The following is a 24,479-nucleotide window of genomic DNA, read 5'->3' on the forward strand; positions in this document are numbered from 1 at the left end:
GCCCGCCTTCCACCGGTGACCGCCCGGATCGCGCTCATCGCCTCCGCCCGCTACCCGATCCGTGAACCGTTCCCGGGAGGGCTCGAGGCGCACACCGCCGGGCTCGCGTCCCGGCTGCGACGCCGCGGTCACGACGTGACCGTCTTCGGCGCGCCCGGTTCCGACCCCGGACTGCGGGTGCGGGAGATGGCGGTGCTGCCCCAAATCTCGGGTGCCGCCCGCAGCGACGTCGGCATGCCGCCGGAGTGGTTCCTCGCCGAGCACCACTCCTACCTGGAGCTGCTGCTGGCGCTCTCGCGCGAACGCGGCCGCTACGACGTGGTGCACAACAACTCCCTGCACTACCTGCCGCTGGCGCTGGCCGACACCCTCGACGCGCCCGTCCTGACCACGCTGCACACCCCGCCGACGCCGTGGATGGAGTCCGCGGTGCGGCTCGGCGACCCGCAGCGGCTGCGGTTCGCCGCGGTCAGCGCGCACACCGCGCGCGCCTGGGCGCCGACCGGTGCCCGCGCGACGGTGGTCCGCAACGGGGTCGACACCACGGCCTGGGAGTACGGGCCGGGCGGTGGGGTCCCGGTGTGGTCGGGCCGCGTCGTCCCGGAGAAGGGCCCGGTGGAGGCGATCCGGGCGGCGCGGCTGGCCGGGACCGGGCTGCGCCTGGCCGGGCCGTGCCCGGACCGGGCGTTCTTCGACTCCTGCGTCGCCCCGCTGCTCGGTGACGGCGTCGACTACCTCGGCCACCTCGACCACCGGGCGCTGGCCCGCCTGGTCGGGGACGCGACCGTCGCCGTGGTGTCGCCGTGCTGGGACGAGCCCTACGGCCTGGTCGTCGCCGAGGCGCTGGCGTGCGGCACCCCGATCGCCGGGTTCGCCCGGGGTGCGCTGCCCGAGATCGTCGATCCGCTCAGCGGGGTGCTGGCCGAGCCCGGCGACGTCGAGGGGCTGGCCGAGGCGATCCGCGCGGCGTCGCTGCTCTCGCGCACCGACGCCCGCCGGCACGCCGAGGCGACCTGCTCGGCCGAGGTCATGATCGACGGCTACGAGCGCCTCTACCGGGCCCTGGCCGCGGCATGACCGGCGGCACCGGCCCGGGCGCCACCGCCGGCACGATCGTCTACTACGTGCACCACCACGGCAGCGGGCACGCCCACCGCGCCGCCGCGATCGCCGCGCACTGCCGTACCCCGGTCGTCGGGGTCGGGTCCCGGCCCGCCCCGCACGGCTGGCCCGGCGCCTGGCACGAGCTGCCCCTCGACACCGGCGACGGCGACGCCGGCGACGGCGACACGGCCGACGTGACCGCGGGCGGGACGCTGCACTGGGTGCCCCGCCACCACGACGGTCTGCGCGCCCGGACCGCCGCGGTCTCGGCGCTGCTCGCCGCGGGCCCGGCCCGGCTGCTCGTCGCCGACGTGTCGGTGGAGATCGCGCTGCTGGCCCGGCTGCACGGGGTGCCGGTCGCCGTCGTCGCGCAGCCCGGGGAACGGCTCGACCGGGCGCACCGCACCGTCTACGACCTGGCGGAGGTCCTGCTCGCGCCGTGGCCCGCCGATCCGCCGCGGCCGTGGCGCCCGGAGCTGACCGGCCGGACGGTGCACCTGGGCGGCCTGTCCCGCTACGACGACCGCACCGCCCGCCCGCGTCCGGGCCGTCGCCGGGTGCTGGTCCTGACCGGCAGCGGCGACGGCGGCGCCGACCCGGCCGCACTCGCCGCCGCGGCGTCCGCCACCCCGGACTGGACCTGGCGGGTCGCCGGCGGCCTGACCGGCGCGCTGCGCGACGCCCCGCCGAACCTCGCCTGCGCCGGGTGGACGGGCGAGGTGTGGGCCGAGCTGCAGGACGCCGACGTCGTCGTCGGGCACGCCGGGCAGAACGTCGTCGCCGAGATCGCCGCCGCCCGCCGCGCCGCTGTCATCGTCCCGGCCGAGCGTCCCTACGGCGAGCAGGTCGCCACCGGCGCGGTGCTGCGGGCGGCCGGGCTCGCCACGGTCCGCGACCGCTGGCCCGCACCGGCCGACTGGCCCGGGGTGCTCGACGAGGCGGTGTCCCGCGGCGGGGCGGGCTGGTCGCGCTGGTCCGACGGGCGGGCCGCGGAACGCGCGGCCGCGGTGCTCGACGGGATCGCCGGGTGAGCGCGCCCGGAGCGCGGGTCGCCGTGGTCACCGTGGTCCGCGGCCGCGCCGGCCACCTCGCCCGCCAGCGCCGGGTGCTCGCCGCGGGACCGCAGGTGACCCACGTCGTCGTCGGGATGGGTGCGGAGCCCGCCACCGACGGTGCGGGCCCGCCGACCCGGGTGCTCACCGTGCCCGCGCCGGGGCCGTTGCCGCTGGCGGCGGCGCGCAACGCCGGGGCGGGCGCCGCGCTCGCCGGCGGGGCGACGCTGCTGGTGTTCCTCGACGTCGACTGCCTGCCCGGGGACGGCCTGGTCGACGGCTACCTCCGCGCCGCGGCACGACGCCCGGACGCACTGCTGTGCGGGCCGGTCACCTACCTGCCGGCGGGGGTGCTGCCGGAGCGGGACCTGCACCACCACACCGACCCGCACCCGGCGCGCCCGGCGCCGGCCGACGGGGCGCTGGTCGCCGAGCCGCGCCGGGAGCTGTTCTGGTCGCTGTCGTTCGCCGTCACCGCCGACGCGTGGCGGGCCGGCGGCGGGTTCTGCGAGGACTACGCCGGCTACGGCGGCGAGGACACCGACTTCGCGCTCTCCTGCGGGCTGGACCTGGTGTGGGTGGGCGGGGCGCACGCGTACCACCAGCACCATCCGCCGGCCCGGACCGACCCGGCCCGGATCGCCGAGATCGTCGGCAACGCCCGGCTGTTCCACGACCGCTGGGGGTGGTGGCCCATGGCGGGCTGGCTGCGTGAGCTGCACGCGACGGGCGCAGTGGAGTTCGACCCGCGGCGTGACGTGCTGCGGGTCGGGTGAGACCGGCCGGGTCTCAGCGGGCGGTGCGGGGCGGGCAGGCGCAGAACTGCACCGGGCGCATGCACGAGTAGCACAGGTCCGACGCCCGGCCCGGCCGCGCACGGCGGGTCAGGGCCCGGTGTGCGCACGCGAGGATCGACATGACCGGGACGTGTCCCGCCGGCACCGCCCCCACACGCGACGGGACGGATCGAGGGGACGGGCGGCCCCGCAGCTGCGACGGACGGCCGCAGCCGCCGCGACGTCCGGGCGAGCGGCAGCGGCCGACCGTCTCAGCGCGGGGTCACTCCGGGCCCCGGGAGCGCAGCTCCTCCACCCGTCCCATCGCCTCGCGCAGCTCGGTCAGCCACTCGTCGGCGTGCCGGCCGACCAGCCGCACCGACCAGGCCAGCGCGTCCGACCGGGACCGGGCCACGCCGGCGTCGACGAGGGTGTCGAGCACCGCCCGCTCGGGCTGGCGCAGCCGGGTCATCACCGGCACCGAGATCGTCGTGAACAGCTCGCGCGTCCCGCCGATCCGCGCGCCCCAGGCGACCTTGCGCCGGTAGCGGCTCTCGGCCTCGCGGGCGATCTCGATCCGCCGGTCCCGGGTCTCCTCGCGGAACCGCGAGATCCGCCCGGTCTCGGCGGCCGCGGCGTCCGCACGCCCCGCATCGGTGTCGGGGTGGTCGCCGCCCGGCGAGGGCAGCTCCCCCACCACGACGATCTCGTCCCGGTCGACCGTCACCTCCGGCGCGCCGGTGAACCACCCGTCGGGCAGCCGTCCGGTGAACCACGCCGCGGCGTCGTCGGCCGGGGGGAGGTCGGCCTGCTGCCAGCCGCCCCGTCCGCGTCCTCGTCCTGTCATCGCGCACCTCCTGCATCGATGATTACAGGATTACACCGTAATGAGCTGAGACACCAGCAGGACGGCGCCGAGGGTCACCATCGCGGCGCCCGCGACCCGGGACACGACGCGCGCCGCGGCGGGCCGCGCGGCCAGGACGGTGCGGGCGCCGACGCTCACGCCGGTGTAGACGAGGGCGCAGCCCAGCACGTGCACGAGGCCGAGCAGGAGGATCTGCCCGCCGACGGGGACCGCGGCGGCCGGGTCGGTGAACTGCGGCAGCAGCGCCAGGAACAGCAGCAACGCCTTCGGGTTGAGCCCGCTGACCCCGGCGCCGCGGACCAGGTCGCCGAGCCCGGACCCGCCGCGGTCCACGGCCGCGGCGGCGGGGCCGGCCGGGCGGAGCAGCGTCGTCGCGCCGAGCACCAGCAGGTACGCGGCACCGACGGCGGTGAGCACGGTGAGGACCTCCGGCCGGCGCGCGACGACCGCCGCGATCCCCGCCGCGACGAGCGCGGCGAGCGCCAGGTGCCCGCTGAGCAGACCCGCCAGCGACGGCAGCACCGTCCGCCCGCGCAGCCCCGCGCGGATCATGTACGCCCAGTCCGCACCGGGTGTGAGGACCAGCAGCAACGACAGGCCGGAGAACCCCAGCACGCTTCCGATCGGCATACCCCGACGCTAGGCAGGATGCGCCGACAGGTGTTCCCGATGATTCCACCGCACGCCCCGGATGGTGCAAGAATTCTCTCCGTGGACGCGATCGACCGGAAGATTCTTGCCGAGCTGCAGGCCGACGGCCGTCTGACCGTCACCGAGCTGGCCGAACGGGTGCGGCTGTCGGTGTCGCCGTGCCACCGCAGGCTGCGTGCCCTGGAGTCCTCCGGGGCGATCGCGGGCTACCGCGCCCACCTCGACGCGCACCGGCTCGGCCTGGGCTTCGACGCCCTGGTGTTCGTGACCATGCACGAAGCCGTGCAGGACACGGTGCAGGCGTTCGAGTCGGCCGTCGAGGACATCGAGCAGGTCGTCGCCGCCCAGCGGCTGTTCGGCGACCCGGACTACCTGCTGCGGATCATCACCCGGGACCTGCCCGCGTTCCAGCGGCTCTACGACGAGCGCCTCACCACCCTGCCCGGGGTGCAGCGGCTGTCCTCGACGCTGGTCATGAAGGACGTCGTCGCCGACCGGGGGCTGCCGCTGGAGCACGGGCTCGCCCCCGGCCGGGCCGGGTGAGACGCTGGCGCCCGACCAGCTGAGAAGGGCCGATCATGACGAGCACGATGCAGAAGACGCTCCACCACTGGGTCGCGGGAGCGCGGGTCGAGGGCACCTCCGGGCGGACGTCCGAGGTCACCGACCCCGCCACCGGCGAGGTCACCGCGCACCTGCCCCTCGCGAGCGCCGACGAGGCCGCCGCGGTGATCGCCGCCGCGAAGGCCGCGTTCCCGGCCTGGCGCGACACCTCGCTCGCCAGGCGCACCCAGATCCTGTTCCGCTTCCGCGAGCTGCTCGACGCCCGCGCACCGGAGCTGGCCGCGCTGATCACCGCCGAGCACGGCAAGGTGCTCTCCGACGCCGCGGGCGAGGTCGCGCGCGGCCAGGAGGTCGTCGAGTTCGCCTGCGGGATGCCGCACCTGCTCAAGGGCTCGGCGACCGAGAACGCCTCCACCGGCGTCGACGTGCACTCGGTCCGCCAGCCGCTGGGCGTCGTCGGGATCATCAGCCCGTTCAACTTCCCGGCGATGGTCCCGATGTGGTTCTTCCCGGTCGCGATCGCCACCGGCAACACCGTGGTGCTCAAGCCCTCGGAGAAGGTGCCCTCCGCCGCGCTCTGGATCGCCGAGCTGTGGTCCGAGGCCGGCCTGCCCGACGGCGTGTTCAACGTCCTCAACGGCGACAGGACCGCCGTCGACGCGCTCCTGACCAGCCCGGACGTCAAGTCCATCAGCTTCGTCGGCTCCACCCCGATCGCCCGCCACGTCTACGAGACCGGCACCGCACACGGCAAGCGCGTCCAGGCGCTCGGCGGGGCGAAGAACCACATGGTCGTGCTGCCCGACGCCGACCTCGACCTCGCCGCGGACCAGGCGGTCAACGCCGGGTTCGGCTCCGCGGGCGAGCGCTGCATGGCCGTGTCCGCGCTCGTGGCCGTCGGCGACATCGCCGACACCCTGGTCTCGAAGATCGCCGACCGGGCCCGCGCCCTGCGCACCGGCGACGGCCGCCGCTCCTGCGACATGGGCCCGCTGGTCACGCGCGCCGCCCAGGAGCGGGTGTCGGGCTACATCGACGCCGGCGAGTCCGAGGGCGCCGTCGTCGTCGTCGACGGCAGGCAGGGCGAGTTCGACGCCGACGGGTCCGGCTTCTTCGTCGGCCCGACCCTGCTCGACCACGTCGGCACCGACATGACCGTCTACACCGACGAGATCTTCGGCCCGGTGCTGTCGGTGGTGCGCGTCGAGACCTACGCGCGCGCCGTGGAGCTGATCAACGCCAACCCCTACGGCAACGGAACCGCGATCTTCACCAACGACGGCGGCGCCGCCCGCCGCTTCCAGAACGAGGTCGAGGTCGGCATGATCGGCATCAACGTGCCGGTGCCCGTGCCGATGGCCTACTACAGCTTCGGCGGCTGGAAGAACTCGCTGTTCGGCGACACCCACGCGCACGGCACCGAGGGCGTGCACTTCTTCACCCGGGGCAAAGTCGTCACCACCCGCTGGCTCGACCCGAGCCACGCGGGCGTGAACCTCGGCTTCCCGCGCAACGGCTGAGCCGGCCGCCGGGCGGCCACCCCGACGGCGCCGCCCGGCACCGGCGCACCGGACACCGCTCGGGTCCCGCAGGCCCTCTCGGCGCCCGGCGGGAGCACCGGCGCGCCCGCCCGTACGGCGACATCGGGCACCGGGTGTGGACGCGGCGCGCGGAGGTACCCCCCTGGTATGACCTCCTTCCTGGGACGACTGGTGGACCGGCTGCGCGGGCGCGGCCCGGCCGAGGACGTCGAGCCCGACCCGAACCTGGCCAACTCCCGCGAGACCGGCGGCCTGCCCCGGGAGGACGGCGACGCGGCGTCCACCACCGGCACCGGCGCGTCGGGCGAGTTCGTGGGCCGCGTCGCCGGGCGCGACGAGGGTTACGCGGGCCGGACCGGAGCCGAGGCCCGCGCGGAGGCGCTCGCCGAGGACGACCGCGAGGACGAGGCCCGCTGACCGGGTCCCCCCGGGGCGCGGAGCGAGCCCCGGGGGGACCGGACGTCGGGGGCGGTGCCGGGCTCAGGGGGTGAAGAGCACCTTCACCGCGCCGTCGGTCTTGTCCTGGAACATCGAGTACGCCTGCGCGGCCTCCTCCAGCGGGACCCGGTGGGTCGCGAAGTGATCGACGCCGAGCGGGTCGTCGTCGCCGAGCAGCGGCAGCAGGTCCGGGACCCAGCGCCACACGTTGGCCTGCCCCATCCGCATCTGCACCTGCTTGTCGAACAGGGTGAGCATCGGCAGCGGGGTGGCGCTGCCGCCGTAGACCCCCGACAGGGAGATCGTGCCGCCCCGGCGCACCGCGCCGATCGCCAGCTCCAGCGCCGCGGTGCGGTCGCTGCCCGCCGTCTCCATGACCGTGCGGCCCGGCCCGGAGGGCATCGCGGCCACCACCTTCTGGGCGGCGGCCGCGACCGGGGCCCCGTGGGCCTCCATGCCGACCGCGTCGATGACGGCGTCGGCGCCGCGGCCACCGGTCATCGACCGGATCGCGCCGAGCACCTCGTCGTCGCCGTGGCTCAGGTCCAGCGCCGGGATCCCACGCGCCTCGACCCGGGCCAGCCGCTCGGGCACGAGGTCGACGCCGACCACCTGCCGCACGCCCAGGTGGGCGGCGATCCGGGTGCACATGTCCCCGATCGGTCCGAGCCCCAGCACCACCAGCGTCCCGTCGGCGGGGGTCGCGGCGTACTGCACGGCCTGGTACGCCGTCGGCAGCACGTCGGACAGGAACAGGAACCGGTCGTCCGGCGGCCCCTGGGGCACCCGGATCGGCAACGAGTTGCCGAACGGCACCCGCAGGTACTCGGCCTGTCCGCCGGGCACCTGACCGTAGAGCGCGGTGTAGCCGAACAGGGACGCGCCGGTCCCCTGGTCGCGGTTCTGCGTGGTCTCGCACTGGGACTGCAGGCCGCGCCCGCACATCCAGCAGTGCCCGCAGCTGACGTTGAACGGGATCACGACGCGGTCGCCGACCGACAGCTCGGTGACGGCGGGCCCCACCTCGGCCACCACACCCATCGGCTCGTGGCCGAGGACGTCGCCGGGCGACAGGAACGGGGTGAGCACCTCGTAGAGGTGCAGGTCGGAGCCGCACAGGCCGGAGCTGGTGATCTGCACGACCACGTCGTCGGGCTGCTCGACGACCGGGTCGGGGACGGTGTCCACCCGGACGTCGCGGCGGCCGTGCCAGGTCAGGGCACGCATGGGGTCCTCCTCGGTGTCGCCGGTGGTGCGGCGCCCGGCTACCCGGCCGCCTCCCGGCGAAACCGGCATGGGCGCCCGGCCGGCGGGTAGGCGTCGACGGTCACCCCCCACCACCGGAGGACCGCCATGGAGCCCCAGCCCGTCACCGAGGACCCGGCCGGTCCGGCCGACGGCATCACGAACCGCCTCGCGCCGTACGTCGCCTGGCTCGCGACACAGGTCGGCGACGAGGCGACGCGGCGCCGCTACCGCGAGGTCGCCGAGGCGTTCCTGCGCTTCTCCGCCGCGGACCGGGGTGCGCCGGGAACCCGTGGTCAGCGGTTCGTCGTCGCCCACCGCGACCGGGCCGCCCCGGAGACCACGCGGGCCGCGATGGACCGCCTCGTCGAGTACGACGCCGTCGTGCGGTGCACGCTCCCCTTCGACGCCTGAGGCCGTGGTGGCGCGCGCCCGCCCCGCCCGCCTCACCGCGGCCCGCGGGCGGCGTCGTGCCCGCCGGTCCGGTCGCCGTCACCGGCCGGCTCGTCGATCCACGCCGCGGGGTCCCTGTCCTCGGTTCCCACGTCGTCGGTGCCCGCGTGCACGCTGCGGTCGCGCAACCCCGTCACCCGGCGGCCCGCCGCCTCCACCCCGCGCTGGAGACCCGCGTACGGGGCGTCGCCGAACGCGTGTCCGAACACCGCGACCGCGCCCAGCACCAGCAGCAGGACCCCCACCAGCACCGAACCGGTGTTGGTGGCGAACGGCCCGGCCGGGACCAGCCGGAGCACGCCGGTCAGGAGCCCGAGCAGGACCTCGGCGGTGCCCAGGACCATGAGCACCACCCCGAAGCCCCGTGCCCAGGGCAGCCGCGTGACGCACGGCAGCCCGGCCACGCCGAGGACGAGGTGCACCAGGTCGCGCAGCGGGTCCACCCCGATGCCCAGCAGCTCCCCGCTCGCCGCGGGCAGCCCGGGAAGGCCGCTGTAGCGGAACCCGAGGAGCCCGTAGAGCAGGAGCAGGAACGCCGCGACGACCACCAGCAGCTGCGGCCAGGGGAACACCGCGTGGCCGTGGGAGTGGTGCTGGGACTGGGTGGGCATACTCGTCCTCCGGGTGGTGCGGCACCGGTCGGTCCGGCGTGACGGCGCGGCTACCCGCCCACCGGCAGCGGATGCCGATCGTGACGGGCACGACCTCCGCGGACCCGGGTAGTGCGGTGCACGGCGCCCCGCGCGGGCCGCCGGCACGGGAGGGGGAACCGGGTGACCGAACGGGTCGACGCCGTCGTGGTCGGGGCCGGGCACAACGGCCTCGTCGCGGCGAACCTGCTCGCCGACGCCGGCTGGGACGTCCTGGTCTGCGAGGCCGCCGAGGCGCCGGGCGGCGCCGTGCGCTCGGCGGAGATCACCGCGCCGGGCTTCGTCAGCGACCTGGCCAGCGCGTTCCACCCGCTCGGCGCCGCCTCACCGGTGCTGCGCGAGCTCGACCTCGGCGCGCACGGGCTGCAGTGGCGCCACGCCCCCACCGTCCTCGCCCACCCCACCCCCGACGGCCGGTGTGCGGTGCTGCACCGCCGCCTCGACGACACCGCCGCCGCGCTCGACGACGACCACCCCGGCGACGGCGACGCCTGGCGCGCGCTGGTGACGCAGTGGGACCGGATCGGCGACGACGTCGTCGCCGCCGCGCTGCGCCCGTTCCCACCGGTCCGGCCGGCCTCCCGGCTCCTGCGCACGCTCGGCACCGGCGACGCCCTGCGGCTGGCCCGGATGCTGGTGCAGCCGGTGGCGCGGATGGCCCAGGAGCACTTCGGGGCCGGGCCGCCCCGCTGCTGCTGGCGGGCAACGCCCTGCACACCGACCTCGGGCCGGACTCCGCGGCGGGCGCCGCCTACGGCTGGCTGCTGGCGATGCTCGGCCAGCGTGTCGGCTTCCCGGTCCCCGCGGGCGGGGCCGGGGCCCTGACCGGTGCGCTCGTCGCCCGGCTGACGGCCCGCGGCGGGCGGATCGACTGCGGACGGCCGATCCGGACCGTCCTGGTCGGACCGTCCGGCCGGGCCTGCGGCGTCGTGGACGCGGACGGCCGGCGGGTCCTCGCCCGCCGGGCGGTGCTCGCCGACGTCGACGCGCCCCGCCTCTACCGCGACCTGGTCGGGGAGGAGCACCTGCCGGCCCGCTTCGTCGCCGACCTCGCCCGGTTCGACTGGGACTTCTCCACGGTCAAGGTGGACTGGGCGCTCGGCGGGCCGGTGCCCTGGACCGCGCCGGGTGCCCGGTCGGCGGGCACCGTGCACCTCGGCGCCGACCTCGACGGCCTGCGCCGCTACGCCGCCGACCTGACCGCCGGCCGGCTGCCCCGCGACCCGTTCCTGCTGTTCGGACAGATGACCACGGCCGACCCGACCCGCTCCCCGCCCGGCACCGAGTCCGCCTGGGCCTACACCCATGTGCCGCGCGGCCTGGGCTGGGGCCGCGACCAGGTGCTGCGCTGGGCCGACCGGATGCAGCAGGTCGTCGAGGACCACGCGCCCGGGTTCGGGTCGCGGGTGCGGGCCCGCGCCGTCGCCGGGCCCGCGGACCTGCAGGGCCGCGACGGCAACCTCGTCGACGGGGCGATCACCGCGGGCACCTCCGCGGTGCACCAGCAGCTGGTGTTCCGCCCGGTGCCGGGCCTGGGCCGCGCCGACACCCCGGTGCCGGGGCTGTTCCTCGCCGGGGCGTCGGCGCACCCGGGCGGCGCGGTGCACGGCGGGCCCGGCGCCAACGCGGCGCGGGCCGCGCTGGCCGCGTCCGGGGCGACCGGGGTGCTCTACCGCGGCGCGGTGCGGTTCGCCCACCGGCGGCTGTACGGCTGAGCCCCGGCCCCGCGGTCGGGTTTGGACCCGCCGGGACCGGACATACGGCAGCCCGTGAGCCTCGACCACCGACCCGACGTCCCCGGCGCCGACCACCGGGGTGGCCGATCCGGGCCCGCCACCGGCGTCCTGGACCCGGTGCCCGCACCCGCAGGCCCCGCCGAGCCGTTCCCCGGCGGGGCCGGGGCCACGCTCGCCGCCGCCGTCGCCGCCGGTGGGCTCGACCTCCCGCTGCCCGGTTCCGGGGCGACCGCGACCCGGTGGGCGCGGCTGGCCCGGATCGCACGACGCGACCTGCCGGTCGCGCGGCTGGCCGAGGGGCACGCCGACGCCGTCGCGATCCTCGCAGACCACCACCGCTCCCCCGCCCCGGGCGCCGGCTACGGGGTATGGGCGTCGCGGTCCGGCGGCGGGGCCCGGCTCGACGGCGGCCACGACGAGCTCCGTCTGTCGGGCACCGTGCGGTTCTGCTCGGGCACCCACCTGCTCGACCGGGCACTCGTCGTCGCCGGTGCCGGGGACGGCACCCGGCTCGTGGACCTGGACCTGCGCGCCCCACAGGTGGAACGGGTGACGGCATGGCGGGCCGCCGGGATGGCCGCCAGCGACACCCACGACGTCGTCCTGCACGACGTGCCCGTGCCGGCCGAGGCGGTGGTCGGCGGGCCGGACGCCTACACCGCCCGCCCCGGGTTCGCCCACGGCGGCGCCGGGGTCGCCGCGGTGTGGCTGGGCGCGGCCGCCGCGATCGTCGACCACGTGGCGGAGCCGCTGCGCACCACCGAGCCGGACCCGCACCGGCTGGCCGCGCTCGGGACGGTGCACGCCGCCGTCGCCGCCGCGGACGCCCTGCTCGCCGTCACCGCCGCCCGCATCGACGCCGACCCCGCCACCGCCCACCACGACGCGGTGGCCACCGTGCGGGCCGCCGTCGAGCGGGCGTGCCGGAGTGTCCTCGACACCGCCCCGGAGATCGCCGGGGTCGCCGTGCTGGCCGGGTCGCCGCTGCTCACCGCACGCCTCGCGGACCTGCAGATCTACCTGCGCCAGCACCACGGCGGACGCGACCTCGCCGCGCTCGGGCGCGCCCTGGTCACCCCGGCGACCTGATGGAGCCCGTGCAGACCCCCGACGTCTGGGAGGACGCGGCCGCGACCCTGGCCCGGCGCGGTCTCGACCCGTCGTCGTTCGGCCGCCTGGTCGTGGTGTGCGCCCACCCCGACGACGAGACCCTCGGCGCGGCCGGGCTCATGCGCGGGGTCCTCGCCGCGGGCGGCACCGTCGAGATCGTCCTGGCCAGCGACGGGGAGGCCGCCCTGCCCGAGGTCGGGTCGATCGACCGGGCCGGGCTGGCCCGCACCCGCCGCGCCGAGCTCGACGCGGCGCTGGCCGAGCTGGGCGTGCCCGCGACGGTGCACCGGCTCGGGCTGCCCGACTCGGCGCTGCGCGAGGACCAGCTCGTCGGTCCCCTGGCCGGGCTGCTCGCCGGCGCCGACGCGTGGGCGAGTCCGTGGCGGGGCGACCCGCACCCCGACCACGCCGCGGTCGGCCGGGCCTGCCCGGCGGCGGCCCCGGTGACCGCGCACGGTTTCGGGTTCCCGATCTGGGCCCGCACCCGGATCGCGCCGACCGATCCCGGCGTGCCGTGGGACCGCGCCCACCGGCTGGCCCTGTCCGCCGACGACCGGGACGCCAAGCGCCGCGCGATCGCCGCGCACGCGTCGCAGTCCGCGGTGCCGCCCGGCGGGGCCCGCGCGGTGCTGTCCGCGGCGACGCTCGCCCACTTCCACGGCGGTCACGAGGTCTACTTCCGGGAGCCGCCGCCCGCGGGGCGCCGCCGGAGCTGTTCGCCGGGCTCTACCGCGACGGCGCCGACCCCTGGGCCGTGCGCACGTCGTTCTACGAGCGGCGCAAGCGCGACGTGCTGCTGGCCTGCCTGCCGCGGGAGCGCTACGCGCTGGCCGCCGAACCGGCCTGCGGGCTCGGCGAGCTGACCCGTGGCCTGGCGGCGCGCTGCGACCGGGTGGTGGCCTCCGACGTGGTCGACGAGGCCGTCGCCGCCACCACCGACGCCCTCGGCGGGATCACGGGCGTCGAGGTCGTGGCGGCCGACGTCGACGACGACCGGGCCGTCCCCGGCGGCGTCGACCTCGTCGTCCTCGCCGAGTTCCTCTACTACCTGCCCGCCGCGCGGGTGGGCGCCGTGCTCGACCGCATCGCGGACGCGCTGGTGCCGGGCGGCGACCTGGTACTGGTGCACTGGCGACAGTGGCCCGCCGAGGCGCCCGCCGACGCCGCCACCGTGCACGCGCGGGTGGTGGCCGACGACCGCTTCGACACCCTCATCGAGCACACCGACGAGCAGTTCCTCCTGCACGTGGTCCGGCGCCGGTGAGCCGGGCCACGCGATCAGGGACCGCACCGTCCGCCGCGGGCGTGCTCGTCCCCGCCCACGACGAGGCGGGCACCATCACCGCCTGCGTCCGGTCCGTGCTGACCGCCCTCGACCACACGCCCGGGCTCACCGCGCGGGCGCTGTGCGTGGTCGCCGACCGCTGCTCCGACGCCACCGCCGCGCTCGCCCGGACCGCCGCCGCGACGCACCCGGCCGCGGACCGGGTGCGGGTGACGGTGCTCGAACCCACAGCCGGGGTGGCCCCGCTGCCCGGCTGCCGGTCCGCGCCGCGGCCGCACGAGGTGGCCGGGCCGCTCACGATCGGCGCGGTCCGCGAGCTCGCCGCCGTCACCCTGGCCGCAGTGCTCGCCGCCGACGGCGCCGCCCCGGCGACGACCTGGCTGCTCGGCACCGACGCCGACGGCACCGTGGCCCCCGGCTGGGTCGCCGCACACCTGGCGTTGGCCGCGGCCGGCGCCGACGCCGTCGCCGGTGGGGTGGTGCTCGACGTGCCCGGGCTGCCGCGCCCGCCCGGGGAGCCCGCGCCGCCCGACTACCCGGTGTACGGCGCGAACCTGGGCGTGCGCGGCGACGCGTGGGCCGCGGTGGGCGGGTTCCCGCCGCTGGCCTGCGGCGAGGACCACGGGCTCGTCGCCCGGCTGCGGGCCGGCGGCTACCGGGTCGTCGCGGGTGCGCCCGCGACGGTGCGGACCAGCGCCCGCACCCGCGGCCGGGCCCGTGGCGGGCTCGCCGACCTGCTGCGCGACGCCGGTGCGCCGGCCCTCCCGCAGGCCGGGCCGGGTGTCGGCGCAGGCGGGGCGGGCAGGCCGGTCGCCTGAGCGTCGCCGCCGGGGGTCAGCGCGGCGGCCCGTCGAAGTCGTCGGGCGTGGCGGTGTCGAGGAACCGGCGGAACGCCTCCAGCTCGCCGGAGCCGCTGCCCAGCCCCTCGACCACGACCGTCGACGGGTCGACCCCGGCCACGGTCAGCACCGCGTCGGCGACGACGATGTCGGCGCCGAGCAGCAGCGCCAGCACCACCGCGTCGCTGGTGCGCGAGTCGACGCGGGTGCCGTCGTCGAGGTCGAGCTCGGCGTGGAACACCGCGTCGCGCAGGGTGTGCACGCGGACCCGGACCAGGCGGCGGCCCGCGGCGCGCAGCACGGCGCCGATCAGGCGGTGGGTGCCGGGGCGGGCGCTCCGCACCCCCTCCAGCGCGGCCGCCGCGGCCAGCGCCTCGGCCTCCCCCACCGCGACGACGACGATCCGCCCCGCCCCGGACGTCTCCTCCAGCAGGACGACCCGGTCGGTCGTGGCCGCGTCGGTGCCGACGGCCTTCACCCGTACCTGCGGCATCTGCGCACATCCCGTCCTCGGTGTCGCACGGGGTACCCGCCGGGCGCCGGACCACACCCGCGCGGCGCGCGGAGTCCGACCTCACCGGCCGGCGCCGCGTGGACACCGGGCGCGTGGGTACCCCGCGCGGATGACGACCCCCGACACCGCGGTGATCGACGTCGACGGCACGCTCGTCGACACCAACTACCACCACACCATCGCCTGGTCCCGCGCCCTGCGCCGGTTCGGCGTCACGGTGCCGCTGTGGCAGCTGCACCGTGCGGTCGGGATGGGCGGGGACCAGCTGGTCCCCGCCGTCGCCGGTCAGGGGTTCGAGGACACCCACGGCGACGACGCCCGCGCCGCCTGGAAGGAGGAGTTCGACCCGCTGCTCGGCGAGGTCGTCGCCCTGCCCGAGGCGGCGGAGCTGCTCGTCGACCTGCGCGACGGGTTCGGGATGAAGGTGGTGCTGGCCAGCTCGGGCGATCCCGAGCACGTCGAGGCCTATCTGGACCTGTTCGACGGACGCACCCTCGCCGACGCCTGCCTCACCCGGTCCGACGCGCGCCGCACCAAGCCCGACCCGGATCTGGTCAAGGCGGCGGTGCGCCGGGTCGCCGGGTCGACCGCGTTCGTCCTGGGCGACTCCGAGTGGGACGTGCGCGCCGCCGCTGCCGCCGGGCACCCCGCCTACGCGGTGCGCACCGGCGGAGCGGGCGTCGACGAGCTGACCGCGGCCGGCGCCGTCGAGGTCCTCACCGACCTCGCCGCGGTGCGGCAGGCGATCCCGCGGATCCTGCGCGGCTGACCCCGGGACCGGGCTGGCAGCATCGGCGCGGGTCGTGGTCGCGTCCCGCGACGGGCCGGACAGGAGCACCGCATGTCGATCATCGCCGTCGAGGAGCACTGGACCTCCCCCGCGCTGGACGCGGCACTGGCCGCCCTGCCACCGCACCGCCGGGACCCGAGCACGGCCCTCAACGACATCGGCGACCACCTCGCGCAGCTGCACGACCTCGGCGCGGGCCGGCTCGCCGCGATGGACGCCCAGGGCGTCGACCTGCAGGTGCTCTCGGTCGCCCCGCCGTCGACCGGACCGCTGGACCCGGCGGACGCGGTCGCGCTGTCCCGCGAGCTCAACGACACCGCCGTCGCGGCCGTCGCCGACCACCCGCGGCGCCTGCGTGCGATGGCGACCCTGCCCACCGCGCAACCGTCGGCGGTCGCGGCCGAGCTGGAACGCGCCGCCGACCTGGGCCTGGTCGGGGCGATGGTCTACGGCCGCAGCGGCGACATCCTGCTCGACGACCCCCGCCTCGACGACCTGTTCGCCGTCGCCGCGGCACGCGCGCTGCCGGTGTTCGTGCACCCGCAGGTCCCGCCGCCCGCCGTGCGCGACGCGTCCTACTCCGGGTTCGGCGACACCACCGACCTGGCGCTCGCGACGTTCGGGTGGGGCTGGCACGTGGAGGCCGCCGTCGCGGTGCTGCGCCTCATCGCCCGCGGCACCTTCGACCGGCACCCCGGCCTGACCGTCGTACTCGGGCACTGGGGTGAGCTGCTGCCCTACTGGGCCGACCGCGCGAACGGCGTCGCCCGGGTCGCCGGGCTGGAGCGCTCGGTACCCGAGTACGTGCGCGAGAACATCGTGCTCACCTGCTCGGGGATGCTCGACCCCGCGCACCTGCGGCACGCGCTGGCGGTGACGACGCCCGACCGGCTGCTGTTCTCCACCGACCACCCCTTCCAGCACCCGTCGCGGGCGGAGGTCGCGGGGTTCCTCGACGGGTTCGCCGCCGCCGACCGCGACCTGTTCACCGAGGGCAACGCGCGTCGGCTGTTCCGCATCGAGGGACCGGTCGGCCCGGACCGGTAGCGGCGGTGGTGTCGTCCGCCACCGGTGTGTCACGCGCCGTACGGGCCCGCCCGAGGTAGGGTGGGACCCGGATCAGATCTGCCGACCGTCCCGGGTGTTCCACGGCCGGGTCGTACGGCGGGTCCCGGACACCGTCGACGGCCTGTGGCGCTTCCCGCAGCCGGACCGCCGACCCCCGTGACTGCGATCCCCCACCGGCCGGTTCGTGGTGCGGAGGGGCCATCCGGCCCTTCGTCACGTCGAGCACGTCCGGTCGCGGCCCCCCGGGGACGCGGCCACGGACCGGCGCCGCAGGACGTCGACAGGAGCAGTACGTGGCGCGAGGAGGCAGGCCCCGGACCGGGGCTCGCCAGGGCACCCCCCAGCGACGTCGCCGCCCACGGGGCAGCGACGTGATGTCGGTGCTGACCGGGGCCGCACGCGAGGTGCGGACCGCCCTGCGGACCGGCCGGGTCACCCCGGCCACCCGCACCAAGTTCCAGACGGTGGCGCTGCTGCTGCGCGACGAACGGGCCCGGGTCCGCGACCGGCACGACGACGCGAAGCGGGCCGAGACCCTGCAGCGTCTCGACGAGATCGCGAAGGCACTGGCGATGGACGCGGTCCGCGACGCGGGCCTGCTGGCCCTGCTCGCCGACGACGCCGTCGTCTCCGACTCGGCGCGCGCGCTCAAGCGGGAGATGCTGCGCTCGGCCGGGATCGAGGTCGACGAGCCCGAGCCGGAACCGGAACCCGTCGAGATCCCGCTGGTCCCGGCGAAGCCGCAGGTCGTGCCGCAGTCCGTGGTGGCCCGGCAGATGGCGAACCCGTTCCTCGCGCCCGACTTCTCCGCCGCGCCGCCGAGCGGCCCGCGCCCGACGCCGCTGACCGGCTGGGAGCTGCTCGGCCCGCTGCTGCGCTCCTTCGAGCGCGCCGGGGCCGGCGCACCGGCGTGCATGGAGCTGCCCGAGCCCTCGACCCGCCCGGTACCGGGCGGCCGGGAGCTGATGCCGCACCAGGCGGAGCTCGTCGCCGCCGCGGAGGACGGCCACCGCACCTTCCTGCTCGCCGACGAGCCCGGGCTGGGCAAGACCGCGCAGGCACTGCGCGCGGCCGAGGCCGCGAACGCCTACCCGCTGCTGGTCGTCGTGCCGAACGTGGTGAAGACCAACTGGGTGCGCGAGGCCGCGCTGTGGGCGCCGCGCCGGGCCGCGACCGCGATCCAGGGCAACGGCGACTCCGTCGACGGTTTCGCCGACATCGTCGTCGTCAACTACGAGGTGCTCGACCGGCACATCGGCTGGCTGGGCGACTTCGGGTTCCGCGGGATGGTCGTCGACGAGGCGCACTTCATCAAGAACCGCACCTCCCAGCGGTCCAAGCACGTCCTGGAGATCGCCGAGAAGATCCGGTCGTTCATCCCCCGGCCGCTGCTGATGGCGCTGACCGGCACCCCGCTGATCAACGACGTCGAGGACTTCCTCGCCATCTGGCAGTTCCTCGGCTGGATCGACGCGACGAAGCCCCGCGCCGAGCTGCTCGACAAGCTCACCGCGACCGGGATGACCCCGGCCGACGGTCTGTTCGAGCGCGCCGCGCGCCAGTGCGTCGTCGACATGGGCATCGTGCGCCGTCGCAAGATCGACGTCGCCGCGGACATCCCGGCCCGGCGCATCGCGGACCTCCCCGTCGAGATCGACGGCCCGACCGGCCGGTCCATCCGGGCCGCGGAGAAGGCGCTGGCCCGGCGGATGGTCGCCCGCTACACCGCCGCGCTCGCCGCCCGCCGGTCCGGTCCGACGGTCGAGGGCATCGACCACGGCCTGGTCCGCGACGTCGCGGGCTGGGAACAGAAGGACGCCGCGGAGGCGGGCTCCGGGGACAACGTGTTCACGATGATGCGCCGCCTCGGCCGGGCCAAGGCCGGGCTGGCGGCGGACTACGCGGTGCAGATCGCGCGCAGCGCGGGCAAGGTCGTGTTCTTCGCCAAGCACGTCGACGTCATGGACGCCGCCGAGCAGACCTTCGCCAAGCAGGGCGTGCGGTACTCCTCGATCCGCGGCGACCAGACGCCGTCGGTGCGCCAGCGCAACATCGACGCGTTCGTGAACGACCCCGGCGTCGCGGTGGCGGTGTGCTCGCTGACCGCGGCGGGGGTCGGGCTGAACCTGCAGGTCGCCTCGAACATCGTGCTCGCGGAGCTGTCCTGGACCGCGGCCGAGCAGACCCAGGCGATCGACCGCAGCCACCGGATCGGACAGTCCGAACCGGTGACCGCGTGGCGGATCCTCGCCGCCCAGACGATCGACGCCCGGATCGCCGACCTGATCGACTCCAAGGCCGGCCTCGCGGCGGCGGCGCTCGACGGCGCCGACGACGTGTCCGGGTCGTCGGCCGACGTGCAGCGCGAGGCCCTGGTCGCGCTGCTCACCGAGGCCCTGGAGGCCGACCTGGCGGCGTGAGCGGCCGGGTCAGCTCGCCGGCGGCGTGTAGAACTGCAGGTCGTTGCCCTCGGTGTCGCGGAACGGGAAGATCCGGCCCCAGGAGTGCTCGCTGATGTCGCCCTGGACGTGGCCGCCGCGCTGCTTCAGGTCGTCGAGGGCCTCCTCGATGGACGTCTCCGGGTGGAAGCTGATCACAGCACCGCCGTGGTCGGCGGTCTCCGCGGTCTCCCGGCCGTTGAGCCCGATGGTGAGGCCGCCGGCGTCGAGCTCGGTCCAGTCGTCGCTCTCCATCGTCACGGCCAGGCCGAGGACGTCGCGGTAGAACGCGGTCGCCCGCTTCATGTCGGTCACCGGTACCCAGACCGCTGCCACCTGCTTCGCCATGTCCACTCCGTTCCGCCGGCGTGCGCCGGCGTGTCGCCCGGCACCCTGTCCCCGGACGGCTACCCCGGGGCGGTGCGGCGAAACGACGGGCTCAGGCGGAGCCGCCGAGGTGCTCGGCGAAGTGGCGCTCCATCGCCCGGAACAGCCGGATCCGGTTCTCCGGGTTGGCGAAGCCGTGTCCCTCGTCGGTGGCCAGCAGGTACTCCACCGGCACCCCGCGCTCGCGTAGCGAGGCCACGATGTTGTCCGACTCCGCCTGCACGACGCGGGCGTCGTTGGCGCCCTGGGCGACCAGCAGCGGCGTGCGGATCCGGTCGGCCATCGTGATCGGCGAGCGGGCCGCGAGGTCGGCTGCCTGCTCCGGCACGTCCGGGTCGCCCGCGTAGCGGTACCAGGCGTTGACCTGGTAGGGCCGGACGAACTCCGGCAGGGTCCGCATGAAGTTGGCCAGGTCGGAGATGCCGACGTAGTCGACGGCGGCGGCGAAGCGGTCCGGGGTGACGGTCACGCCGACCAGCGCGGCGTACCCGCCGTAGGAGCCGCCGTAGATGCCGATCCGGTCCGGGTCGGCCCAGCCCTGCCCGACGGCCCAGTCGCAGGCGTCGATCAGGTCGTCGTGCATCGCGCCCGCGAGCTCACCGATCGCGGCGGTGAGGTGGCGGCGGCCGTAGCCGGTGGAGCCCCGGAAGTTGACCTGCAGCACGGCGTACCCGCGGTTCGCCAGGAACTGGACCTCGGGGTCGTAACCCCAGGTGTCGTGCGCCCACGGCCCGCCGTGCACGACCAGGACCAGGGGCAGCCGCTCGGTGTCCTGCCGGGTCCTGCCGACGGGCAGGGTCAGGAAGCCGTGCAGCGGGAGGCCGTCGCGGGCGGTGAACGACACCGCGTCCATCGGTGCGAGGTCGGCCGGGTCGAGGTGCGGGTGGCCGCGGAACAGCTCCCGGCTCTCCCCCGTGGCACGGTCGTAGAGCCGGTACACGCCCGGCTCGCGGTCGTGGGTGTACCCGGCGATCCAGAGCCGCCCGGACTCGTCGGAGGAGACCGACTCCAGCACGCCGTCGGACAGCGCGGACAGGGCCTCGAACACCGGCGCGAACTCCGGGTCGAGGACCTCCAGGTGCGGCCGGTCCCCCACGTACCGGGCGGCGACGACCTCGCCGGTGGCGCGGTCGGTGAGCAGCGTCTGCGGCAGGCCGGGGCCGAGCAGCCCCAGCGTGTCCAGGCTCCTCCCCTCGACGGCGGACACCACGGTCCGCTCGCCGGTCGCCCGGTCGATCCGGACCAGCCGCAGGTCGTCGGAGTCCTGGTGGAGGCCCAGGAGCAGGCCGGTGCCGTCGGGGGTGACCATCTGCGGGTACACGCCGACCGGGTGCTCCGGGCCGCCGACGGTGTGCAGCAGCCGTCGCCCGCCGTCGGGGTCGACCGCGGAGATCTCGTAGTCCCCGGCCGCGGTCATGACCGAGTGGAACGCCGGGCGCCCCTCGCGGTCGGTCAGCCAGGTCTCGCGCAGCCCGGGCTGGGCCAGCTCCAGCGTGGTCTCGCCCGTCGCGAGGTCGACCCGGAACATGTCGATCGACATCGGGTCGGGGTTCATCCAGACCAGCACGGTGCCGGGCCGCTCGTGGGAGGGCTCGACCCCGAACACCCGCGAGCCCGGCGCCATCGGCGTGAGGTCGACGGCGGGCTCCCCGGGGGCGTCGAGGTCGACCCGGTACAGGTGCCAGTCCTCGTTGCCGTCGGTGTCCTGCTCGTAGAGCATCCAGCGCGGGTCGCCGGTCCAGTGGTAGCGGGAGATCCCGCGGCGGGTGTCGTGGGTGACCGCGACGGCGTCGGCGTGGGTCTCCTCGACGGCCCGGACCCAGAGGTTGCGCCGTCCGCGGTGCGACGCCAGGTAGGCGATGCGCGTCCCGTCCGGCGACAGCGAGGGCCCGGCGAACTCCGGGTCGGCGAAGAAGTCCTCGAGGGTGATGCGGGTGCGGGTGCGGGTCGTCGGTGCCTGGGTCATCGGTGCCTCCTCACGGAGCCGGGGACCGTCCCCGGTGCCTGGGGCCCATGGCACCGTCGGCCGTCGCGGCACACTCCAGTGATCGTGATCCGGGTCACCCGCCGGCACGGGGCGCGGTGGTCTCCCGGGCACGCCGGCGCGAGCCGAGCCCAGGTGGCGCTCATGCGGCCCGGCCCGCAGGCCGCGCCCTCCCGTCGGTGGTGCGCGACCTGCTCACCACCCGCGACGGCGCGGGCCACGTCTACCTGCGGACCTCCGGCGCGGGCCTGCGCCTCGACCTCGGCGACGCGCACCCGATGGTCGGCCGGGTCGCGCCGGAGTTCCGCCTCGCCGACGGCACCTGGCTCGGCGAGCTCACGGCCACCGGCTCGGGTGTGCTGCTCGACCCGGGGGCCGACCCCGCGCCGGGCGCCGTGGCACACGGCTGGGCGGACCGGATCCGCCGCGTCACCGGCCCGCTGCGCGACGACCTCGGCACCGGCACCGTGCTCCTGCGTCCCGACGGCGTCGTGGCCCGGGTCGGCGGGGACCGGCCCGATCCCGCGGCGCTGCGGCGGGCGGCCCGCCGCTGGTTCGGGGAGCCGGCCGCCTGACCGGGCGCGTGCCCCGGCGGGCGGACCGCCGGGGCACGCCCGTCAGTTGCCGACGCCGTCGAGCAGCCAGTGGTAGCGCAGCCGCAGCGCGCGTTCGGTGCTGGCCAGGGCGGCCGCGAGACCGAGCGCGATGTTGAGCCAGATCGGCAGGTGGACCGGCGACTCGAACACCCCGACCGCCGCCGCGACCGGCGGGATCCGGCTGAGCGGCTCGAGCAGCTGCAGCAGGTTCAGCCCGACGCCGACGACCAGCGCCACCACCGAGACGACGCCGAGCACGCGGCTGAGCGAGGGGTGCTCGCGCTCCAGGCGGGCCCGGCGGCCCTCCGCCGAGCGCGGGTCCGGGACGAGCTGCCGGACCGCACCGGCGGCGGTGACGTACCGGCAGCGCTTCACCCCGAACGCGCTCGTCGCGACCTCGATGGCGCCGCCCTCGACCGGGACGACGGCCGGTACCCGCGACGACGCGTGGTGCCGCCCGTCGCGATACACCTGCGCGACGACCTGCCCGGTCTCCCCGCTGCCCTGGTGGCGCACGTCGACGGAGTACCGCACCGGCCGCCCGTCGGCGCCGTTCAGGTCCAGGTACAGCAGGGAACGCCCCAGGAACAGCTGCCACCAGCGGAAACGCTTCAGCGGACTGCCGTCGCCCGGTCTCACGCGTCGGACGGCGCGGTGTCGTCGCCACTCGGTCAGCATCCGGTCCCCCCGAACCCGTGCCCTGACCAACACACTGTATTGGTCCGTTCGACGACACGCTAACACGGTGTACTAGTACGCTGCCAGGGGTGGACGAGACGCAGCGTCGGAGGCTCGGCAGCCGGGACCGGGTGCTCCTGGCCGCGATGGAGCTGTTCGGCCAGGACCCGGGGACCCGGCTGAGCGTGCGCGCGGTCGCCGCGCGGGCCGGGGTCAGCACCGGCTCGCTGCGCCACCACTTCCCGACCCAGCGGGCGCTGCAGGACGAGGTCCTGACCCGCGTCTACGACCTCGTCGCCCCCGACGACGCCATCCACGACACCGCGGTGCCGGCCCGGGACAGGCTCGCAGCCTGCCTGCGAGAGGTGCTGAACCGCACAGGGGTCGGGGAGCAGGCGCGCCGGGCGCTGCGGACCGCGGTCGACACCTTCGTCGTACCCGAGCCGACCGAGGAGCTCCGGACGGCCTACCTCGCCATCGAGCGCGAGGTGCGGCGCCGGGTCGAGTACTGGCTGACGACCCTGGTCGACGAGGGCGCGCTCGCCCCGGGCGACAACGCCCGGCGGGCACGGTTCCTCATGACCGTGGTCGACGGGCTCGGCATGGAACGGGCGCTGCCCGCCGCGGACCCGATCCTGCGGACCGAGACCGAGACGCTGTACCTGGCCGTGGACACCGTCCTGGGCGACCCGGGCGGCGGGACCCGGGGCGACGGCCGGTCCTGATCACACGCCCCGCCCCGGGCACGTGCGTCACGCCGGGACCCGCTCCAGGAAGCGCCGCAGGTGGCCGGCGACGACGTCGAGGTGGCTCTCGAGCAGGAAGTGGCCGCCGTCCACCAGGTGCACCTCGACGTCCCCGGCGTCGCGGGCGAACGCCCGCGCCCCGTCCGGTCCGAAGATCTCGTCGTTGCGCCCCCACACCGCCAGCACCGGGACCCCGCTGCTGCGCAGGAACCCGTGCAGGCGCGGGTAGAGCGGGCGGTTGGTGCGGTAGTCGCGGAACAGTGCGAGCTGGACCGCGTCGTTGCCCTCCCGGGAGACGAGCGCGTGGTCGTGGTGCCAGGTGTCCGGGTCCACCGTTCCCGGGTCGGGCACGCCGTGCAGGTACTGCCACCGGATGGCGTCGAGGTCGAGGGCGGCGCGGACGGCGGGCTCGGCCTCCGGGCCAGGCGCGTCGCCGTAGGCCCAGACGTCGGTCCAGAACGACTCGACGAAGCCGTCCTCGTAGCCGTTGCCGTTCTGGGTGACGATCGCGGTGATCCGCTCCGGGTGGGCGAGCGCGAGCCGCCAGCCGATCGGTGCGCCGTAGTCCTGGACGTAGAGGGCGTAGCGGTCGACACCCAGCAGCTCGAGCAGCCCGTCGGTGATGTCGGCGAGCGCGTCGAAGGTGTAGTCGAACTCCGCCGCGGGCGGAGCGGCGGAGTGCCCGAAGCCGAGGTGGTCCGGCGCGATCACGTGGTGGTCGCCGGCCAGCAGCGGGATCAGGTGCCGGAACATCGACGAGCTGGTCGGGTAGCCGTGCAGCAGGACGATCGTGGGTGCGTCGGCGGGGCCGGCCTCCCGATAGAAGATCTCGTGTCCGTCGACGGTCGCGGTCCGGTGGTGGACGAGCGGCATGACTAACTCCTTCAAGGGTTCGATCCGGTTAGACCTCCTCACGGAAGCACGCCCGCGTGTAACCTGTCAAAGGACTCGATGCGGTTAGGAGAC

25 protein-coding genes and 1 pseudogene are annotated in these 24,479 nt (G+C 76.2%); 17 read left to right on the forward strand and 9 right to left on the reverse strand.

From position 1 onward, the window contains the following. The first annotated feature begins 15 nt into the window (after positions 1–15). From AC0GKK_RS03030 to AC0GKK_RS03040, 3 genes are read left to right on the forward strand one after another with little or no spacing between them, the layout of a single operon-like run. Positions 16–1,077, forward strand: coding sequence for a glycosyltransferase (locus AC0GKK_RS03030; protein WP_489883107.1), 1,062 nt, complete (start codon positions 16–18; stop codon positions 1,075–1,077). Next, positions 1,074–2,135, forward strand: a complete 1,062-nt coding sequence (locus AC0GKK_RS03035; RefSeq protein WP_489883108.1) for a glycosyltransferase — start codon at positions 1,074–1,076, stop codon at positions 2,133–2,135. Before AC0GKK_RS03030 ends, AC0GKK_RS03035 begins: the two co-directional genes overlap by 4 nt. Next, positions 2,132–2,932 carry a glycosyltransferase family 2 protein gene (locus AC0GKK_RS03040; RefSeq protein ID WP_489883109.1) on the forward strand — a complete coding sequence of 267 codons (801 nt, stop codon included), beginning with the start codon at positions 2,132–2,134 and terminating at the stop codon, positions 2,930–2,932. The genes AC0GKK_RS03035 and AC0GKK_RS03040 overlap by 4 nt, the downstream gene beginning before the upstream one ends. A gap of 283 nt (positions 2,933–3,215) precedes the next feature. Here the strand turns inward: AC0GKK_RS03040 and AC0GKK_RS03045 are convergent, their stop codons facing one another. After that, a complete protein-coding gene (locus AC0GKK_RS03045) occupies positions 3,216–3,779 on the reverse strand; it encodes a hypothetical protein (RefSeq protein ID WP_208823552.1) in 564 nt (187 codons plus the stop codon). Between the two features lie 30 nt (positions 3,780–3,809). Further along, positions 3,810–4,430, reverse strand: a complete 621-nt coding sequence (locus tag AC0GKK_RS03050) for a LysE family translocator (RefSeq protein WP_489883110.1) — start codon at positions 4,428–4,430, stop codon at positions 3,810–3,812. Between the two features lie 81 nt (positions 4,431–4,511). On the opposite strand from AC0GKK_RS03050, the gene AC0GKK_RS03055 reads away from it, so the two are divergent. The 3 genes from AC0GKK_RS03055 (at position 4,512) to AC0GKK_RS03065 (ending at position 6,973) form a co-directional block, all read left to right on the forward strand. After that, entirely contained in the window at positions 4,512–4,994 is a 483-nt protein-coding gene (locus tag AC0GKK_RS03055) for an Lrp/AsnC family transcriptional regulator (protein WP_100877935.1), read from the forward strand. A 47-nt stretch (positions 4,995–5,041) separates the two neighbouring features. Next, on the forward strand, positions 5,042–6,535 hold the full coding sequence (locus AC0GKK_RS03060) for a CoA-acylating methylmalonate-semialdehyde dehydrogenase (RefSeq protein WP_476654868.1): 1,494 nt from the start codon (positions 5,042–5,044) through the stop codon (positions 6,533–6,535). Between the two features lie 168 nt (positions 6,536–6,703). Continuing rightward, positions 6,704–6,973, forward strand: coding sequence for a hypothetical protein (locus AC0GKK_RS03065; RefSeq protein ID WP_346108190.1), 270 nt, complete (start codon positions 6,704–6,706; stop codon positions 6,971–6,973). Positions 6,974–7,036: 63 nt separating this feature from the next. Here the strand turns inward: AC0GKK_RS03065 and AC0GKK_RS03070 are convergent, their stop codons facing one another. Then, on the reverse strand, positions 7,037–8,221 hold the full coding sequence (locus tag AC0GKK_RS03070) for an alcohol dehydrogenase catalytic domain-containing protein (RefSeq protein WP_489883111.1): 1,185 nt from the start codon (positions 8,219–8,221) through the stop codon (positions 7,037–7,039). 126 nt (positions 8,222–8,347) lie between these two features. Between AC0GKK_RS03070 and AC0GKK_RS03075 the strand changes: the two genes are divergently transcribed. Beyond that, entirely contained in the window at positions 8,348–8,653 is a 306-nt protein-coding gene (locus tag AC0GKK_RS03075; protein WP_476654586.1) for a hypothetical protein, read from the forward strand. A gap of 32 nt (positions 8,654–8,685) precedes the next feature. On the opposite strand, the gene AC0GKK_RS03080 is transcribed toward AC0GKK_RS03075, so the two are convergent. Continuing rightward, positions 8,686–9,303: a DUF4383 domain-containing protein gene (locus tag AC0GKK_RS03080; protein WP_489883112.1), complete on the reverse strand. Its 618-nt coding sequence runs from the start codon at positions 9,301–9,303 to the stop codon at positions 8,686–8,688. 162 nt (positions 9,304–9,465) lie between these two features. Here AC0GKK_RS03080 and AC0GKK_RS03085 point away from each other — a divergent pair. The 5 genes and pseudogenes from AC0GKK_RS03085 (at position 9,466) to AC0GKK_RS03105 (ending at position 14,291) form a co-directional block, all read left to right on the forward strand. After that, a pseudogene (locus tag AC0GKK_RS03085) lies at positions 9,466–11,057 on the forward strand (phytoene desaturase family protein). A 54-nt stretch (positions 11,058–11,111) separates the two neighbouring features. Beyond that, on the forward strand, positions 11,112–12,167 hold the full coding sequence (locus AC0GKK_RS03090; protein ID WP_308819342.1) for an acyl-CoA dehydrogenase: 1,056 nt from the start codon (positions 11,112–11,114) through the stop codon (positions 12,165–12,167). Continuing rightward, a complete protein-coding gene (locus tag AC0GKK_RS03095; RefSeq protein ID WP_489883113.1) occupies positions 12,167–13,051 on the forward strand; it encodes a PIG-L deacetylase family protein in 885 nt (294 codons plus the stop codon). Before AC0GKK_RS03090 ends, AC0GKK_RS03095 begins: the two co-directional genes overlap by 1 nt. Beyond that, the gene (locus AC0GKK_RS03100; RefSeq protein WP_489883114.1) at positions 12,943–13,452 is read left to right on the forward strand and encodes a class I SAM-dependent methyltransferase; all 510 of its coding nucleotides are present in this window, start codon (positions 12,943–12,945) and stop codon (positions 13,450–13,452) included. The genes AC0GKK_RS03095 and AC0GKK_RS03100 overlap by 109 nt, the downstream gene beginning before the upstream one ends. Positions 13,453–13,493: 41 nt before the next feature. Next, positions 13,494–14,291, forward strand: a complete 798-nt coding sequence (locus AC0GKK_RS03105; protein WP_489883115.1) for a glycosyltransferase family 2 protein — start codon at positions 13,494–13,496, stop codon at positions 14,289–14,291. A gap of 16 nt (positions 14,292–14,307) precedes the next feature. On the opposite strand, the gene AC0GKK_RS03110 is transcribed toward AC0GKK_RS03105, so the two are convergent. Then, positions 14,308–14,805, reverse strand: a complete 498-nt coding sequence (locus AC0GKK_RS03110) for a bifunctional nuclease domain-containing protein (RefSeq protein WP_405417387.1) — start codon at positions 14,803–14,805, stop codon at positions 14,308–14,310. 130 nt (positions 14,806–14,935) lie between these two features. Between AC0GKK_RS03110 and AC0GKK_RS03115 the strand changes: the two genes are divergently transcribed. The 3 genes from AC0GKK_RS03115 (at position 14,936) to AC0GKK_RS03125 (ending at position 19,104) form a co-directional block, all read left to right on the forward strand. Continuing rightward, the gene (locus AC0GKK_RS03115) at positions 14,936–15,595 is read left to right on the forward strand and encodes an HAD family hydrolase (protein ID WP_489883116.1); all 660 of its coding nucleotides are present in this window, start codon (positions 14,936–14,938) and stop codon (positions 15,593–15,595) included. 72 nt (positions 15,596–15,667) lie between these two features. Further along, positions 15,668–16,663, forward strand: a complete 996-nt coding sequence (locus AC0GKK_RS03120; RefSeq protein ID WP_489883117.1) for an amidohydrolase family protein — start codon at positions 15,668–15,670, stop codon at positions 16,661–16,663. Positions 16,664–17,058: 395 nt separating this feature from the next. Then, positions 17,059–19,104, forward strand: coding sequence for a DEAD/DEAH box helicase (locus AC0GKK_RS03125; protein ID WP_062402906.1), 2,046 nt, complete (start codon positions 17,059–17,061; stop codon positions 19,102–19,104). Between the two features lie 9 nt (positions 19,105–19,113). Here AC0GKK_RS03125 and AC0GKK_RS03130 read toward each other — a convergent pair whose 3' ends face one another. Next, positions 19,114–19,470, reverse strand: a complete 357-nt coding sequence (locus tag AC0GKK_RS03130) for a VOC family protein (RefSeq protein WP_062394510.1) — start codon at positions 19,468–19,470, stop codon at positions 19,114–19,116. Positions 19,471–19,561: 91 nt separating this feature from the next. Further along, positions 19,562–21,475: a S9 family peptidase gene (locus AC0GKK_RS03135; RefSeq protein ID WP_489883118.1), complete on the reverse strand. Its 1,914-nt coding sequence runs from the start codon at positions 21,473–21,475 to the stop codon at positions 19,562–19,564. A 197-nt stretch (positions 21,476–21,672) separates the two neighbouring features. On the opposite strand from AC0GKK_RS03135, the gene AC0GKK_RS03140 reads away from it, so the two are divergent. Further along, complete coding sequence (locus AC0GKK_RS03140; RefSeq protein ID WP_489883119.1) at positions 21,673–22,068, forward strand: aromatic-ring hydroxylase C-terminal domain-containing protein; 396 nt, start codon at positions 21,673–21,675, stop codon at positions 22,066–22,068. Between the two features lie 42 nt (positions 22,069–22,110). Here the strand turns inward: AC0GKK_RS03140 and AC0GKK_RS03145 are convergent, their stop codons facing one another. Further along, the gene (locus AC0GKK_RS03145) at positions 22,111–22,728 is read right to left on the reverse strand and encodes a hypothetical protein (protein WP_489883120.1); all 618 of its coding nucleotides are present in this window, start codon (positions 22,726–22,728) and stop codon (positions 22,111–22,113) included. 128 nt (positions 22,729–22,856) lie between these two features. Between AC0GKK_RS03145 and AC0GKK_RS03150 the strand changes: the two genes are divergently transcribed. Continuing rightward, positions 22,857–23,492: a TetR/AcrR family transcriptional regulator gene (locus AC0GKK_RS03150; RefSeq protein WP_489883121.1), complete on the forward strand. Its 636-nt coding sequence runs from the start codon at positions 22,857–22,859 to the stop codon at positions 23,490–23,492. 27 nt (positions 23,493–23,519) lie between these two features. On the opposite strand, the gene AC0GKK_RS03155 is transcribed toward AC0GKK_RS03150, so the two are convergent. After that, positions 23,520–24,386: an alpha/beta fold hydrolase gene (locus AC0GKK_RS03155; protein WP_489883122.1), complete on the reverse strand. Its 867-nt coding sequence runs from the start codon at positions 24,384–24,386 to the stop codon at positions 23,520–23,522. Positions 24,387–24,479 lie beyond the last annotated feature (93 nt).

This window comes from Pseudonocardia sp. P-1 (assembly GCF_058111925.1).

Excerpts from the sequence above, each read along its gene's own strand:
- AC0GKK_RS03035 (WP_489883108.1), top strand. The coding sequence starts at position 1,074 with ATGACCGGCGGCACCGGCCCGGGCGCCACCGCCGGCACGATCGTCTAC.
- AC0GKK_RS03045 (WP_208823552.1), bottom strand. The coding sequence starts at position 3,779 with ATGACAGGACGAGGACGCGGACGGGGCGGCTGGCAGCAGGCCGACCTC.
- AC0GKK_RS03050 (WP_489883110.1), bottom strand. The coding sequence starts at position 4,430 with ATGCCGATCGGAAGCGTGCTGGGGTTCTCCGGCCTGTCGTTGCTGCTG.
- AC0GKK_RS03060 (WP_476654868.1), top strand. The coding sequence starts at position 5,042 with ATGCAGAAGACGCTCCACCACTGGGTCGCGGGAGCGCGGGTCGAGGGC.
- AC0GKK_RS03065 (WP_346108190.1), top strand. The coding sequence starts at position 6,704 with ATGACCTCCTTCCTGGGACGACTGGTGGACCGGCTGCGCGGGCGCGGC.
- AC0GKK_RS03070 (WP_489883111.1), bottom strand. The coding sequence starts at position 8,221 with ATGCGTGCCCTGACCTGGCACGGCCGCCGCGACGTCCGGGTGGACACC.
- AC0GKK_RS03075 (WP_476654586.1), top strand. The coding sequence starts at position 8,348 with ATGGAGCCCCAGCCCGTCACCGAGGACCCGGCCGGTCCGGCCGACGGC.
- AC0GKK_RS03080 (WP_489883112.1), bottom strand. The coding sequence starts at position 9,303 with ATGCCCACCCAGTCCCAGCACCACTCCCACGGCCACGCGGTGTTCCCC.
- AC0GKK_RS03095 (WP_489883113.1), top strand. The coding sequence starts at position 12,167 with ATGGAGCCCGTGCAGACCCCCGACGTCTGGGAGGACGCGGCCGCGACC.
- AC0GKK_RS03110 (WP_405417387.1), bottom strand. The coding sequence starts at position 14,805 with ATGCCGCAGGTACGGGTGAAGGCCGTCGGCACCGACGCGGCCACGACC.
- AC0GKK_RS03115 (WP_489883116.1), top strand. The coding sequence starts at position 14,936 with ATGACGACCCCCGACACCGCGGTGATCGACGTCGACGGCACGCTCGTC.
- AC0GKK_RS03120 (WP_489883117.1), top strand. The coding sequence starts at position 15,668 with ATGTCGATCATCGCCGTCGAGGAGCACTGGACCTCCCCCGCGCTGGAC.
- AC0GKK_RS03125 (WP_062402906.1), top strand. The coding sequence starts at position 17,059 with ATGTCGGTGCTGACCGGGGCCGCACGCGAGGTGCGGACCGCCCTGCGG.
- AC0GKK_RS03130 (WP_062394510.1), bottom strand. The coding sequence starts at position 19,470 with ATGGCGAAGCAGGTGGCAGCGGTCTGGGTACCGGTGACCGACATGAAG.
- AC0GKK_RS03135 (WP_489883118.1), bottom strand. The coding sequence starts at position 21,475 with ATGACCCAGGCACCGACGACCCGCACCCGCACCCGCATCACCCTCGAG.
- AC0GKK_RS03155 (WP_489883122.1), bottom strand. The coding sequence starts at position 24,386 with ATGCCGCTCGTCCACCACCGGACCGCGACCGTCGACGGACACGAGATC.